Raw genomic sequence first — 14,278 nt, 5'->3', positions numbered from 1 at the left:
GTCGCCAATTTTGGCGCGACCCTCAGTCTAGCGGCGGGGCAGCGCCACCGTGGTCGAGGAGGCTCGAATGTCGGAGGGTACCGGGCGGCCGCCCGTCGTCGCCGTGCTCGGGCTGGGGGAGGCCGGCGGGGCGATCGCGCGCGACCTGGTCGCCGCCGGCGCCGCCGTCCGGGCCTACGATCCCGCCGTAGCGGCACCGGAGGGGACGGTCGCCGCCGCCGGCGAGGCGGACGCGGCCGAAGGCGCCGACCTGGTGCTCAGCGTGAACAGCGCGCACGACGCCGCGGCCGCGCTGCACGCCGGGATCCCGGGTGCGGGCGGCGCCGTGTGGGCCGAGATGAACACCGCCTCGCCCGGCCTGAAGCGGGAGCTGGCGGCGGCCGCGAAGGCGGCCGGCGTGCGGTTCACCGACATCGCGATCATGGCGCCGGTGCCGGGCCGCGGGCTGTTCACCCCCATGCTGGCCAGCGGCGACGCGGCGGCGGACGCCGCCGCGATCCTCACCGGGCTGGGCGCCTCCGTCGAGGTGATGGACGCCGAGGCGGGCGCCGCCGCGACCCGCAAGCTGCTGCGCAGCGTCTTCTTCAAGGGCCTCGCCGCGTCGGTCGTGGAGGCGCTGGAGGCGGCGCGCGCGGCGGGCTGCGAGGACTGGCTGCGCGGCAACATCGTCGAGGAGCTGGTCGCGGCGGGCGAGCCGACGGTGGACCGCCTCGTCGCCGGGACGCACCGGCACGCCGTCCGCCGCGCCGACGAGATGGCCGCCGCGGCGGACATGCTGGTCGAACTGGACGTCCCGCCCACGATGGCCGCCGCCAGCCGCGACCTCCTCCGCCGCCTCTCCTCCTGACCCTCCCCGCCGGCGTGCCGCGGGTCAGAGGGGCGGGGTGCCGTGGGTGTGGAAGGACTCGATGGTCTTCAGGCCCCACGCCTGGCCCTTGGCGCGCTCCGCCTCCGTCCAGGTGATCGGCTTCCAGTCGGGCGCCAGGACCAGCCGCGCGCAGGGGTTGCACAGCTCGATCCGGTTGCCGCCCGGCTCGTAGACGTACAGGAAGAACGTCTGCTGGATCGCGTGCTTGTGCGGCCCCGTCTCGATGAAGACGCCGTGGTCGAGGAAGATGTCGGCCGCGCGGAGGATGTCCTCGCGGGTGTCGGTGGCGAAGGCGATGTGGTGCAGCCGCCCGTTGGCGCCCGTCCGGTCGCGGGTGTAGACGATGTCGTAGGACTTGTTGGTGAAGTGCAGCCAGCGCCCGGCGATGTCGCCGCTGTCGAGCCGGATCTGCTCGGTGGTGCGCCCGCCGAGCGTCTCCATCAGGAACTCGGTGCTCGGCTCGACCTCGGCGGACAGGAAGTTCACGTGGTCGAGGCGGCGGACGCACACGCCGCGCGCCGGGTACGCCTGCGCCTGGTTCTTCAGCGCCGGCCGCAGCTCCGGCGGCGCCTCGTACCACTCGCTCTCCCAGTACAGCTCCAGCTCGTGGCCGTCGGGGTCGCGGAACACGTACGTCGGGCCGAGGCCGGGGTCGCCGTCGCGCCAGCCGATGCCGAGCCCCGCCTCCTCGATCGCCTTGACGCGCCGTTCGAGGGCCTCCTGCGACCAGGTCCGCAGCGCGGTCCGGCGGATGCCGGACGTGCTGTGCGCGGTGAGCTTGACGGTGTGGTGCTCGTAGTCGTCCCACGTCCGCAGGTACACCGAGTCGCCTTCGGAGCCGACCTCCGTCAGGCCCATGACGCGGGTGAAGAACCGCAGGCTCTCGTCCGGGACGGGCGTCAGCAGCTCGACGCTCCCGACGTGCGCGATCTCATGCGTGATCAAAGGGACCTCCGGGGGAAGACGGTTCCGTCGAAGAGCTTGCGGGCGGTGCGGACGACGCTGGACCGGCGCACGGACGCGCCGTCGAGCTCGACCGCGACGTCCAGCCGGCCGGTGGGGTGCTCGATGCCCATCGGCGCGCCCGGCGCCGGGAGGTCGGCGAGGTCGTGGCCGACCGCGCCGTCCATCAGCAGCGCGGTCGCCACGGTGACGGCGCCCAGCACGCCGATCGAGGCGTGCACGCGCAGCGGGATGAAGGTCCGGGTGCAGACGGCGCCGCCGTCGCGGGGCGGCGCGACGAGCGTGGTCTTCGGGACGGACGCGTCCGAGACGTCGCCGAGCCCCATCAGCTTCCCGGCGGCCAGCCGCAACGACTGGATCCGGTCGCGCAGCCGGGCGAGGTCGGCGGGGTCCTCGTAGCCGGTGACCCCGAGATCGGACGCGGCGGCGACCACGACCGGCATCCCGTTGTCGACGCACGTGACCTCGACGCCGTCGACGACGTCCCGGACGTTCCCGGTCGGCAGCAGCGCCCCGCACGCCGACCCCTCGGTGTCCTCGAAGTCCAGGACGACCGGGGCGGCGGTGCCGGGCACCCCCGAGATCGCGGTGTCCCCGTCGTAGTCGACGGCGCCGCCGGGCGTCGCGAACGTCGCGGTCGCGACGCTGTCGGAGTTGACCATCCGGATCCGCACGCCGCTGCGGTCGGGGCCGGCCGCGACGAGGCCGCGCTCGACCGCGAACGGGCCGATCCCGGCGAGCAGGTTGCCGCAGTTCTGCCGGTCGGAGACGGTCGGCTCCCCGACGCCGAGCTGCAGGAACAGGTAGTCGACGTCGACGTCCGGCCGCCGCGAGGGGGAGACCACCGCGACCTTGCTGGTCAGCGGGTGCGCGCCGCCGATCCCGTCGATCTGCCGGGGGTCGGGCGTGCCCATGACCCGCAGCAGCAGCTCGTCGCGCTCGGCGGGGTCGGCGGGCAGGTCGCCGGCGAGGAAGTAGGCGCCCTTGGACGTCCCGCCCCGCATCATCATGCAGCGGATCCCGGTGCTCATGACTCGCCGTACTCGCTGTAGGGGACGTACTCGACGCCCATCCCGGGCAGCCGGTCGCGCAGCCCGTAGCGGTCGAGCCCGAGTTCGCCCTTCTGGAACGCCGCGCGGGTCGCCTGCTCCTTCTCCTCACGCGCGCGCGCCGCCTCCACCGCGCCGGCGACCTGCTCGCGCGGGACGCGCACCACGCCGTCGTCGTCGGCGAGGATCGCGTCCCCCGCCCTGACGACCTGCCCGCCGATGGTCACCGGCACGTTGACCGCGCCCGGCGTCGCCTTCACCGTGCCCTGCGCGCTGACCGCCGCCGACCACACCGGGAAGCCCATCGCGTGCAGGGCGGCGACGTCACGCACCCCGGCGCCGATCACCAGCCCGCGCACGCCGCGGAACTGCAGCGCCGTCGCGAACAGCTCGCCGAACATCCCGTCGGTGGACGGCGACGTCGTCGCCACCACCAGCACGTCGCCGGGGCGGCACTGCTCGACCGCGACATGGATCATCAGGTTGTCGCCCGGCCACGACAGCACCGTGACGGCCGTCCCCGCGATCCGCGACCCGAGGTGCACCGGGCGGATCGCGGGGCCGAGGTAGCCGGTCCGCCCCATCGCCTCGTGCACGGTCGCGACGCCGAAGCCGCCCAGCGCGTCGACCGCCGCGGCGTCCGCGCGCGGCGGGTCCGTCACCACCACGGTCCTCACGCCAGCACCCCCGTCGTCTGCGGGTACACGCGCACGTACGCCTCGGCCATCGTCTCGTGGGGCAGGCCCAGGTTCGGGCCCGCGTTCCGCTTCAGCTGGACGCCGCGCCGCTTCGCCAGGTCGGTGTAGTACTCCCACATGTGCACCTGCGCGGGCAGGCACTCCATCGCCTTGCGCTTGCGCTCGAAGACCGGCGTGATGTCGAGCAGGACGTCCGGCTTGAAGTCGCACTGCTCCGGCTGGTGCGGCTCGAAGAGGAACACCGGCGGCGCGCCCAGCGGCTCGCCCGGCGCGTCGTACCCGATGGCCTGCGCGAGCACGCGCGCCTGCATCGCCATCCGCGCCGCCGCCGGGTGGTCGCCGTTGTACGGGTCGGCGAGCGTGTGCGTCAGCACCACCGCGGGCTCGACCTCCCGGTACACCCGGACGAGGCGGTCCACCAGCTCGGGCGTCTCCCGCAGCGGGTAGTCGCCGGCGTCCAGGAACTCGATCTCGGCGCCCAGCTCGACCGCGGCGGCCTCCGCCTCGCTCCGCCGCAGCGCCTTGATCTCGTCGAGGCCCTTGCCCTCGCGCCACGCCCGCGCGGACTCGCCGCGCTCGCCGTAGCTCAGGCACACGACCTTCGCCCGGTCCCCGCGCTCGGCGGCCAGCGCGATCGCCCCCGCCGCCCGCCACACGAAGTCACCGGCGTGCGCGCTGACGACGAGCAGCGGGCCGCCGGTATCGGTGCTCATTCGGATTTCCTCCATCGACATGCGGGACCGACCCCCGGACCAGGGCCGGCCACCACGATCCTGGAACCTGTCGCCGAAATTGTCAACAATTCTGGCGCTTATCGTGGCGAGGCGCCCGCGGGGACGGCGCCCGGTCAGGCGGGACGGCGGTCGAGCGCCTCGGCGCCGGCGTCGTCGTCGGTGAGGAAGCCGCCGGACTGGTGGTGCCACAGCCGGGCGTACGCGCCGTCCGCCTGGAGCAGCTCCCGGTGCGAGCCCTGCTCCAGGACGCGGCCCCGGTCGAGGACGACCAGCCGGTCCATCCGGACGACCGTGCTCAGGCGGTGCGCGACGACCAGGGCGGTGCGGTCGCGCATCAGGTGCCACAGCGCCTCCTGGACGAGGATCTCGCTCTCGGAGTCGAGGGCGCTGGTGGCCTCGTCCAGCAGCAGGATCGGCGCGTCCCGGAGGATGGCGCGGGCGAGCGCGACGCGCTGCCGCTGCCCGCCGGAGAGCTTGACGCCGCGCTCGCCGACCAGGGTGCCGAGCCCGTCCGGCAGGCCGTCGGTGAACTCGGTGACGTGCGCCGCCCGCGCGGCCCGCAGGATCTCGTCCTCGGTGGCGCCCGGCCGGGCGAAGGCGATGTTGTCGCGCACCGACCGGTGGAACATCGCGGGCTCCTGCGGCACGTACGCGATCAGGGCGCGCAGGTCGCTCTGGCGCAGCCGCGCGATGTCCTGGCCGCCGACCAGGATGCGTCCCCCGTCGACGTCCATCAGGCGCAGCAGCAGCCGGGTCAGGGTGGTCTTGCCGCCGCCGGACCGTCCGACGAGCCCGATCCTGGCGCCTCCCGGGATCTCCAGGTCCAGCCCGTCGAACAGGGGCGGGCCGTCGCCGTGCGCGAAGCGCACCCGCTCGAAGCGGACCGAGGCGTCGGCCGGCGCCGACGGCTCCGGATCCGGCGGGTCGACGACGGCCGGCGGCGCCAGGAGCAGCTCGGTGAACTGCGCGGCCTCGGTGAGCGTGCTCTCGATCCGCCGGTAGACCTGGTTGAACTCGAACATGATCCGGGTGGCGTTGGTGTAGTAGGTGAACGTCACCACGACGGCCTCCACCCCGAGCCCGCCGCGCAGCGCGACCGCGGCCAGCAGGCCGAGGACGCCGGTCAGGATCGACATCGGCGCGACGATCATGTCCACCCGCAGGTTGGCGTAGTCCCACGAGCGCAGCGACAGCCGGCGCTGCTCGATGACGCGGGTGCGGTACTCCGCGGCCTCCCGCTCCTCGGCGGCGAACGCGCGGACCGTCTCCATGTTCGTCACCACGTCGGCGACATGGCCCGACACCCGCACCTTGGCGGCCTCGCGCGCGTCCACCAGCGCCTGCCGGCGGCGGATGAGCGGCGCGACGAGCAGGCCGGTCAGGACGATCATGCCGAGGAGCACCACGACCAGCAGCGGGTGGTACCGCCACAGGACCACCGAGGCGAACGACAGCGGGATCACGTTGGCCATGATCGAGAACGCGAGCGTGTCTGCGAAGTCCTCGAACCCGCTGGAGAAGTTGAGGATCCGCTTGGTGAGCGCGCCGGCGAAGTTGTCGTGGAAGAAGGCGGTCTCCTTGGCGAGCAGCTCGTCCATGCCGACGATGCCGAGCCATTCGATGCCCCGCCCGTCCGTCCGGTTGAGGCAGTGCAGGCCGGCCCGCCAGAACGCCTCGCCCGCCGCCATCAGGCCGGTGAAACCGAGCAGGTAGGGGAGCATCGCGCCGAGCGTGCCGTCCCCGCCGCCCGCCAGGTGTCCGATCAGGGCGGCCACCACCAGCGGCGTGAGGTAGTACAGGCAGGTGTTCCCGAGGGCGGGGAAGACCATCGCCGGGATCGAGACCCGCCAGTTCCGGCGCAGGACGGCGGTGTAGTACCGCAACGCCAGCAGCACCGCCCGCCTGCGAGGTGCCCGTCCGTCCTGAAGACCATCCCGTGCATCCGCCAGAACCACGCGCCCTCCCCACGCCGCCGCGGACTTCATGCTGCCCCGAACCCTCCGGGACGGGCCATCGCATTTCCGGGTGCGGCGTGCGCCGTGGGGAGCCGCGTTCCGAAAACGAGGATGAGCGCGTCCGGCACACGTCGAAAGCGGGGGAGAAGGGCGCCGCGCCGTCCTTCCGCGCGGCGCCGGTGGCGGACGAGCGACCCCGAAACGGGACGACTGTTTTCCGCTGGCCGCACATCCGAATGTGGCCGAGCCGGTGGCGCCGCGCCTGAGGCGGGCGGCCGGCGCCCCGCTAGAGGTTGACGGCGATGCCCAGCCCGCGCTCGCGGGCCGCGCGGTACACCACGGAGGCCGCCGCGACGTCGAGGGCGGCGTGGCCGGTCGACTTGAAAAGCGTCAGCTCCGACGCCGAACGGCGGCCGGGACGCCTCCCCGCGAGGACGTCACCGATGAGCCGGGCGCGCGCCGGGTCGGTGCCCTGCAGCTCCCAGGCTCCGGCCGGAGGCGGCTCGGTCACGGCGCCGGGCCACTCGACGAACAGCGACGCGTCCTCCAGCGTCCCGGCGTCGAACTCCGGGCCGTCGGAGCCGCCGACCGAGCTGAGGTGGGCCCCGTCGCGCAGCCACGAGCGCCGGAGGACCGGTTCCCGGCTGGACGTGCAGCAGAAGACGACGTCCGCCGACCGGACCGCCGCCTCGACGCCGGCCGCCGCCGCTCCCGCGGCCGGCCGCTCGGGCAGCTCTGCGACGAGCCGCTCGGCCTTGGCCGGGTCGCGCGCGCCGACCACGAGCTCCACGCCGTCCATCGCCGCGATCAGCGCGATCTGCGCGCGCGCCTGCGTCCCGGTGCCGATCACGGCGATCCGGGACGTGCCGGGGCGGGCGAGCGCGCGCATGGCGACCGTCGCGGCGGCCGCCGTCCGCACGGCGGTGACCGCCTCGGCGTCCATGACGGCGAGCGGCCGCCCGGTCTCGGCGTCGAAGTGCGCGACGATGCCGAGGTGGGAGCCGTGCTCGCCCGGCGCGGCGCCGGGGAAGACCGACACGAGCTTCGCCGACAGCCCCAGCCCGGGGACGTGCCCCGGCATCGCGCCCAGCAGGCCGCGCCCCGAGCGGGCGGCGACGCGCGGCGGCGCGGAGACCTCGCCGGCCGCGACGGCGATGAGGGCGGTGCGCACCGCCTCCGCCACCGCCTCCGGACGCGCGGCCTCCCGGGTCCGGCCCCGGTCGAGGATCAGGACGCCGACGCCCGCGGGGTCACTCACGGCCGGCCCCGGAGCCCGGACCGGCCAGCGCGCGCCCCAGCTCCGCCGCGGCCGCGGACAGGTGCTCCCGAAGCACGGCCTGCGTCGGATCGTCGAACTCGCCGTCCAGGCCGACGACCGTGATCGCGCACAGCGGCCGGCCGTTGCCGGCGAGGACCGCGCGGCTCAGCGACGCGATCACCTCCTCGTTGCGCCCGCGCTGCAGCGCGAAGCCGGTGCGCCGGGTCCGCTCGATGTCCTCCAGCAGCGCGGCGCGGCCCTCCGGCGGGTGCCCCTGCCGCTCGGCGGCGCGCAGGTACGGGAGCCGGGCCGCCTCGTCGAGCGCGGAGACGAGGGCCAGGGGCCCGGCGAACGTGTGGACCGGCAGCAGCTCGCCGAGCAGGTCGGTGAACATCGCCAGCCGCGGCGGGCGGACGGCGTCGACCACGCGCCCGCCCTCCGGTTCGAGCACCTGGAGGTTCACCATCATCCCCGTCCGGTCCGACAGCGCCTGGAGCACGGGGCGGCCGAGCACGGCCAGCGAGCCCGCGGCGGCGGCCTGGGAGAACCGCAGGACGGCCGGGCCCGGCAGGTAGCGGTCCTCGCTGCGCAGGACCCAGCCGCGCCTCACCAGGTCCACCAGGATGCGGTAGGCGGTGGCGCGGTGCATCCCCGTCTCGCTCGCCAGCTCGCTCAGGCGGAGCGGGCGGTCGGCCCGCACGGTGGACTCGATGAGGTCCAGGGCCTTGTCGACGGCGGAGCCGCCCGGTCTGGACAACGTCCCTCCACGGTTCGCTGGACGGATGACCGATCTTCGGGCACCCTAACAGACGTTGCCAGATTCACAACAGTTGTTACGGTGTATGTAACGTCCCTGGTCACGGGCGGATTTTCCGGCCCTCCAGGATCGAGAACGGAGACCGCGCGATCGCCATGACGGACCAGGACGAGCCCCCGGTCGCGGAGAACGACCCGGCCCCCACCCCCTTCGCCGCGCCCGGGCCGTGCCGCGTGACGGCCTACCGGGGCGTGTCGCTGATCGACGGGACCGGCGCCCCCGTCCGGCACGGCATGGCGGTGGTGACGGACGGCCCGGTGATCGAGGCGGTGGTCCCCGACGCCGACCTCGGCCCGTCGGGCCCGCCCGGCGCCGAGACGGTCGACGCGCGGGGCGCGTTCCTGCTCCCCGGCCTGGTCGACGCCCACCAGCACCTGTCGACCCCGCCGAACCGCGCCCAGGCCGAGGCGATGATGCGGCGGCAGGTCTACGGCGGCGTCACCGCGATCCGCGAGATGGCCGGCGACCTGCGGCAGATGGCCGACCTCGCGCGCGCCGCGCTCGTCGGCGAGATCCCCGGCCCGGACGTCCACTGCGCGGCGCTGATGGCGGGCCCGGGGTTCTTCGACGACCCCCGCACCCACCAGGTGACGCAGGGGGCGGCGCCCGGCGCCGTGCCCTGGATGCGGGCGGTCGACGAGGGGACCGACCTGCGGCTCGCCGTCGCCGCCGCGCGCGGCACCGGCGCCGTCGCGATCAAGATCTACGCCGACCTCGACGCCTCGCTGGTCCGCCGGATCGCCGCGGAGGCGCACCATCAGGGGATGCTGGTGTGGGCGCACGCGGCCGTGTTCCCCGCGATGCCCGGCGAGGTCGTCGCGGCGGGCGTCGACGTGGTGTCCCACGTCCACATGCTCGTCCACGAACTCTCCGGTGACCGGCCCGTGTCGTACCGGCGGCAGCGCGAGCACCTCGCGGACGCCTACCGGCGCTTCCTCGACGCGCCCGAGGACGCCCTGGACCCGCTGTTCGAGGACATGCGGCGCCGCGGGACGGTCCTCGACGCGACCGCGAGCCTCGTGGCCCGGATGCCGTCGGGCGCCCCCGGCGCGGCCGAACTCGCCCCGCGCGTGCTGCGGCGGCTGATCGGCCGGGCGCGCCGCGCGGGCGTCACGATCTGCGCCGGCACCGACTACGAGACGTCGCCCCGCGACCGGTTCCCGGCGCTCCACGACGAGCTCCGCTACCTCGTCCGATCGATGGAGATGGCGCCGCACGAGGCGGTCCGCGCGGCCACCACCGCGGGCGCCGCCGCGATCGGGCTCCAGGACACGGTCGGCACCGTCGAGCCGGGCAAGCGGGCCGACTTCGTCATCGTCGACGCGGACCCGTACGAGGACATCGACCACCTCCGCCGCATCGTCACCACGGTCAAGCGCGGCCGGCGCCACGACCGTGCCGACTACCACCGTGCCGACTACGACCGCTCGGACCACGACGCCCAGGCGGCCGGCACCGGCGCCGGCACCGGGAAGGGAGCGCCCGATGGGCGTTGACATCGAGGACTTCGTCGTCATCAACGCGCTCGGCGAGCTGGACGACCCCAACGCGCCCGCGTCGGCCGCCGCCTCCGGACAGCTCGCCCCGACCAGCGCCCAGCTGACGATCAACGAGCGCGCCCTGGCCGACGCGCACGCCTCCGGCGTCACCGCGATCAACGTGACGCTGGGCTACACGCTCGGCGACTTCCCGCCCTACCGGCACACCCTCGACGAGATCCGGACGTGGGACGCGATCATCGCCGCCCGCCCGGGCGACCTGATGCGGATCGGCACCGCCGCCGACATCGCCGAGGCCAAGCGGTCGGGCAGGATCGGCATCATCTACGGGTTCCAGAACGCCGCCGCCGTGGAGGACCGCCCCGAGCGGGTGGCCGAGTTCGCCCGCCTGGGCGTGCGGGTCGTCCAGCTGACCTACAACCAGGCGAACCGGATCGGCGACGGCTCGATGGCGCCCGGGAACCGCGGCCTCACGCCGCTCGGGCGCGAGGTCGTCGAGGCCCTCAACGAGCGGCGCGTCATGGTGGACCTCTCGCACAGCGGCGAGCGGACGTGCCTGGAGGCCGCGCGCGTGTCCGCCCAGCCCGTCTCGATCAACCACACGGGCTGCCGCGCCCTCGTCGACCTGCCCCGCAACAAGACCGACGAGGAGCTGCGGCTCGTCGCCTCGCGGGGCGGGTTCGTCGGCGTCTACTTCATGCCGTTCGTCAACGCCTCCGGCCACGCCACGGCCGCGGACGTGGTCGAGCACATCGCGCACGCGGTCGACGTCTGCGGCGAGGACCACGTCGGCATCGGCACCGACGGCGCGATCACCGCGATCGACGACCTGGACGCCTACCGGGAGCGGCTCGCCGAGCAGGTGGCGCGGCGGCGGGCGGCCGGCGCGTCCGCGGCGGGCGAGCGCGCCGACACCCTCCCGTTCGTCGCCGACCTGCGCGGCGTCGACCAGTTCCGCGAGCTGGCGCGGCTGCTGGAGCGGCGCGGCTACTCCTCGACCCGGATCGAGAAGATCCTCGGACTGAACTTCCTGAACTACGCGAAGGCGGTCTGGGGGGCCTGACGCCCGCCGGGCCGCGCGCGGCGCGGCCCGGCTAGACGGCGGCGTGCAGGGCGAGGGAGAGCGTCACGGCGCCGTCGACGACGGCGTCGAGGTCGGTGCCGAGCCGGCCGTCGGCCCACTGCTGGGCGAGCTCGGTCATGGCGCCGGTGAACATGGTGGCGGCGATGACGACGGGGAGCGGCGGGTCCTGGTCGCGGGTCATCGCGAGGACGCCCTCCAGCAGCGCGGTCTGCGCGGCGCGGCGGCGGGCGGCGAGGATCTCGTTGCCGCGCGCCTCGGCGAACAGCACGCGCCCGCGGCCCGGGTCGTCGCTGATGAACCGCAGGACGGCGCGGATGCCGGCGCGGGTGCGCGCGTCGGGGCGCGGGCCGGCGTCCTCGACCGCGCGGGCGAGGACGTCGCCGAGCGCGGTGGCCTGCTGGTCGTACACGGCCGCGAGCAGCTCGGCGGTGTCGGCGAAGTTCTCGTAGAAGTAGCGCGTGTGCAGCTCCGCCTCGCGGCACACCGCGCGGACGGCCAGGGCGGCCTCGCCGCCCGCGGTGAACAGCCGGTACGCGGCCCGGACGAGCATGTCGCGCCGCTCGTCCCGGCGCCGGGCGGCGGGGACCCCGGCCCACCGGGTGTTCGCGGCCGTCCGGGCGTTCGCCATGGCGGTCACGATACCAAGTCTGGACACGCATGTACCCAGACACTTACGCTGGAGTCTGGACACAGTTGTATCCAGACTCTGACGGGAGCGCCGGGATGGCACCCAGGACGAACATCCTCGCGGCACGATTCGAGCGGGCCTTCGACACCGAGATCCGGTCCCGGTTCTTCCGGGGCCTGGAGTTCGCCGGACCCGAGGGCGACCCGGGCTGGTTCGGCCCGGACAGCGCGGTCTGGTACGTCCACTCGCACCTGCCGACCCTGGTCCTCGGCCTGGTCGGCGCCGCCTACATCGAGGGCCTCGACCCCAGCATCAGCTGGATGGCCTACGACCACTCCCGCATCCCCGAGCGGGTGGACGGCGTCCCGACCGGCGGCATCGACCCGGAGGGCGCCGCCGTCCGGCTCGGCCACTCGCTGTCGTTCTTCATCGGCACCGCCTACGGATCCACCAAGACCGCCGAGCGGCTCGCCCGCACGGTCCGCGCGATGCACCACACCGTGAAGGGCACCCGCCCGGACGGCCTGCCGTACGACGCCGACGACCCCGACTGGCTGCGCTGGAACTATGCCACCGTCGTGTGGGGCCTCGCGACGGCCCACGAGCGCTACCACCGCAAGCCGCTGCGCGGCGCCGACCTGGAGCGCTACTACGGCGAGTTCGTCCGGGTGGGGGAGGCGCTGGGCGGCACCGACCTGCCCGCCACGAAGGCCGATGTCGCCGAGTGCCTGGAGTCCTACCTGCCGCGCCTGGCCGTCACGCCGATCAAGGCGTTCGGGACCGGCCCGAACCTGCGCGGCAACGGCACGAAGCCGTGGGAGCCCGGCAGCCCCTTCATGGACTGGGCCGCCCGCGACATGCTTCCCGAATGGGCGCAGAAGCTGGCGCTTTACCAGCGGCCCAACCCGCTGGTGCTGCGCATGCGCCGCGGCGCCCTCTGGCTCGCGCTCAACGGGCTGTACGACGCGACCGGCCCGCTGCCGGAGTTCCGGCAGGCCGAGGCGCGGGTCGCCGGCGGCGCCTCCGCGCCCGTCGCGGTGACGGCGCCGTCCGCGCCCGACCCCGAGCTGACCCGCGAGGAGGTGGAGGCCATCGCCTAGCGGGAGCGCTCGCCTAGGGGGAGCGCTCGCCTAGCGCGAGCGCTCCGCGCGGCGGGTGCCGAGGCAGGCCAGCACGGCGAGCGCGGACAGCGCCGCCATGCAGGCCAGCGCGTACCGGTAGCCGAGGACGAGCTGCTGGACGCCCTGCCCCGACACCCGCGACAGGTCCCCGGCGAAGACGTGCGCGCGCAGCGCGGCCGGCACCGGACCCGCGATGATCGAGAAGGCCAGGGCGGTGCTCACCACGATGCCGGTGTTCTGCACCATCAGCCGCATCGCGTTGACCACGCCGAGCCGGTGCGACGGCAGGCCGCTCAGCAGCGCCGTCGCGTTGGAGGGCAGGAACGCGCCCGACCCGGCGCCCAGCAGCATCAGGCCCGCCGCGACCGGCGCGTACGGGACGTCCCGCCCGATCGCCGCCAGCAGTTCGAGCAGCCCGAGCGTCGTCAGCGCGGCGGCGAGCACCGTCATGGTCCGGGCGCCGACGCGGTTCTCGAGGAAGCCCGCGCCGGTGGACGCCAGGACCGCGACCGCCGACATCGGCAGCACCTTGAGCCCGGCCGTGACGGGGTCGTCGCCCTGCACGGACTGGAAGAACAGCGCGAGCAGCACGACCGCGCCCATCCGCGCGGTCGCGTTGAGGAACGTGGCGAGCAGGCCGAGCGCGAACGGCGCGTCCCGGAACAGCGCGATGTCGACGACCGGGCGGGAGGAGCGGCGCTCGACGGCGAGGAAGACCGGCAGCAGCACCGCGAACACGGCGACGCCGCCGATGACGACCGGGCTGCCCCATCCCCGCTCGTTGACCTGCGACAGCCCGAACAGCAGGCCGCCGAGCCCGGCGAGGACGAGCACGTTGCCGGGCACGTCGACGCCGCGCTCGCGCGAGGCCGCCTCCACGGGCCGCAGCGCGACGGCGCCCCAGGCCAGGCACAGCACGCCGAACGGGACGTTGTACCAGAACACCCACCGCCAGCCGAAGGCGTCGGTGAGGTAGCCGCCGAGGGTGGGCCCGGCCAGCTGCGCGATGGAGAACGAGGCGGTGTAGACGCCCATGGCGCGGCCGAGCCGCTCGCGCGGGAACGCGTCGGTGACGATGGCGGCGCTGTTGGCCAGCAGCATCGCGCCGCCCGCGGCCTGAAGGACGCGCAGGCCCACGACCGTCCAGGCGGTCGGGGCGAAACCGAGCAGCAGGCTCGCGAGGGTGTAGGCGCCGAGGCCGGACAGGTACATCGCGCGGCGGCCGAACATGTCGGCGAACCGCCCGAACACCACGATGAGGACGGTGTTGGCCAGCAGGAACGCCAGCAGCATCCAGTTCGCGGCGAGCGGCCCGGCGTGGAAGTGCCGCACGACCGAGGGGAGCGCGACGTTGAGGGTGTTGCCGCCGAGCCCGGTCAGCACGCTCGCCATGCTCACCGCGGACAGCGTCCACCAGGGGTCGCCGGGCCGCCCGGCGGCGGGCTCCGGGCACCGGACGGCGGGCGTCGTCCCGGTCACGCGGGCGCGCCGGCATCGCCCATGCGGGCCTCCCGACCGACGAGAGAACGACCTCTTTCTAGATGTTGATACTAGAACTCGATTCGAGAATCCAGCCCTTGACGGTACTGAATGAACGGTCTTTT

Annotated in this window: 13 protein-coding genes; 4 read left to right on the top strand and 9 right to left on the bottom strand. The window is 74.5% G+C overall.

Translation table 11 applies throughout. The features are described from left to right. Window positions 1-67 precede the first annotated feature (67 nt). Window positions 68-847, top strand: a complete 780-nt coding sequence (locus amrb99_RS42920; protein WP_190867492.1) for a DUF1932 domain-containing protein — start codon at window positions 68-70, stop codon at window positions 845-847. A gap of 24 nt (window positions 848-871) precedes the next feature. On the opposite strand, the gene amrb99_RS42915 is transcribed toward amrb99_RS42920, so the two are convergent. The 7 genes from amrb99_RS42915 to amrb99_RS42885 form a co-directional block, all read right to left on the bottom strand. Then, entirely contained in the window at window positions 872-1,813 is a 942-nt protein-coding gene (locus tag amrb99_RS42915) for a catechol 2,3-dioxygenase (RefSeq protein ID WP_190867491.1), read from the bottom strand. Further along, entirely contained in the window at window positions 1,810-2,862 is a 1,053-nt protein-coding gene (locus tag amrb99_RS42910) for a 4-oxalomesaconate tautomerase (protein ID WP_190867490.1), read from the bottom strand. The genes amrb99_RS42915 and amrb99_RS42910 overlap by 4 nt, the downstream gene beginning before the upstream one ends. After that, entirely contained in the window at window positions 2,859-3,557 is a 699-nt protein-coding gene (locus tag amrb99_RS42905) for a 4-carboxy-4-hydroxy-2-oxoadipate aldolase/oxaloacetate decarboxylase (RefSeq protein WP_190867489.1), read from the bottom strand. The genes amrb99_RS42910 and amrb99_RS42905 overlap by 4 nt, the downstream gene beginning before the upstream one ends. After that, the gene (locus tag amrb99_RS42900) at window positions 3,554-4,291 is read right to left on the bottom strand and encodes a PIG-L deacetylase family protein (protein WP_190867488.1); all 738 of its coding nucleotides are present in this window, start codon (window positions 4,289-4,291) and stop codon (window positions 3,554-3,556) included. Before amrb99_RS42900 ends, amrb99_RS42905 begins: the two co-directional genes overlap by 4 nt. 134 nt (window positions 4,292-4,425) lie before the next feature. Further along, on the bottom strand, window positions 4,426-6,207 hold the full coding sequence (locus amrb99_RS42895; protein WP_347257105.1) for an ABC transporter ATP-binding protein: 1,782 nt from the start codon (window positions 6,205-6,207) through the stop codon (window positions 4,426-4,428). A gap of 346 nt (window positions 6,208-6,553) precedes the next feature. Further along, complete coding sequence (locus amrb99_RS42890; protein WP_190867487.1) at window positions 6,554-7,525, bottom strand: NAD(P)-binding domain-containing protein; 972 nt, start codon at window positions 7,523-7,525, stop codon at window positions 6,554-6,556. Then, window positions 7,518-8,282, bottom strand: coding sequence for an IclR family transcriptional regulator (locus amrb99_RS42885; RefSeq protein ID WP_206700336.1), 765 nt, complete (start codon window positions 8,280-8,282; stop codon window positions 7,518-7,520). Before amrb99_RS42885 ends, amrb99_RS42890 begins: the two co-directional genes overlap by 8 nt. A gap of 155 nt (window positions 8,283-8,437) precedes the next feature. On the opposite strand from amrb99_RS42885, the gene amrb99_RS42880 reads away from it, so the two are divergent. Both amrb99_RS42880 and amrb99_RS42875 read left to right on the top strand, forming a co-directional pair. Continuing rightward, window positions 8,438-9,838 carry an amidohydrolase family protein gene (locus amrb99_RS42880; protein WP_190867486.1) on the top strand — a complete coding sequence of 467 codons (1,401 nt, stop codon included), beginning with the start codon at window positions 8,438-8,440 and terminating at the stop codon, window positions 9,836-9,838. Next, a complete protein-coding gene (locus amrb99_RS42875) occupies window positions 9,828-10,904 on the top strand; it encodes a membrane dipeptidase (protein WP_190867484.1) in 1,077 nt (358 codons plus the stop codon). Before amrb99_RS42880 ends, amrb99_RS42875 begins: the two co-directional genes overlap by 11 nt. A 31-nt stretch (window positions 10,905-10,935) precedes the next feature. On the opposite strand, the gene amrb99_RS42870 is transcribed toward amrb99_RS42875, so the two are convergent. Continuing rightward, window positions 10,936-11,553 carry a TetR/AcrR family transcriptional regulator gene (locus tag amrb99_RS42870; RefSeq protein ID WP_190867482.1) on the bottom strand — a complete coding sequence of 206 codons (618 nt, stop codon included), beginning with the start codon at window positions 11,551-11,553 and terminating at the stop codon, window positions 10,936-10,938. Window positions 11,554-11,648: 95 nt separating this feature from the next. Between amrb99_RS42870 and amrb99_RS42865 the strand changes: the two genes are divergently transcribed. Continuing rightward, window positions 11,649-12,653, top strand: coding sequence for an oxygenase MpaB family protein (locus amrb99_RS42865; protein ID WP_190867480.1), 1,005 nt, complete (start codon window positions 11,649-11,651; stop codon window positions 12,651-12,653). 30 nt (window positions 12,654-12,683) lie between these two features. Here the strand turns inward: amrb99_RS42865 and amrb99_RS42860 are convergent, their stop codons facing one another. Then, window positions 12,684-14,153, bottom strand: a complete 1,470-nt coding sequence (locus amrb99_RS42860) for an MFS transporter (protein ID WP_347257104.1) — start codon at window positions 14,151-14,153, stop codon at window positions 12,684-12,686. Window positions 14,154-14,278 lie beyond the last annotated feature (125 nt).

This window comes from Actinomadura sp. RB99 (assembly GCF_014706005.1).
Classification (GTDB): Bacteria; Actinomycetota; Actinomycetes; order Streptosporangiales; family Streptosporangiaceae; genus Spirillospora.
This window is presented reverse-complemented; position numbering and strand designations above follow the sequence as displayed.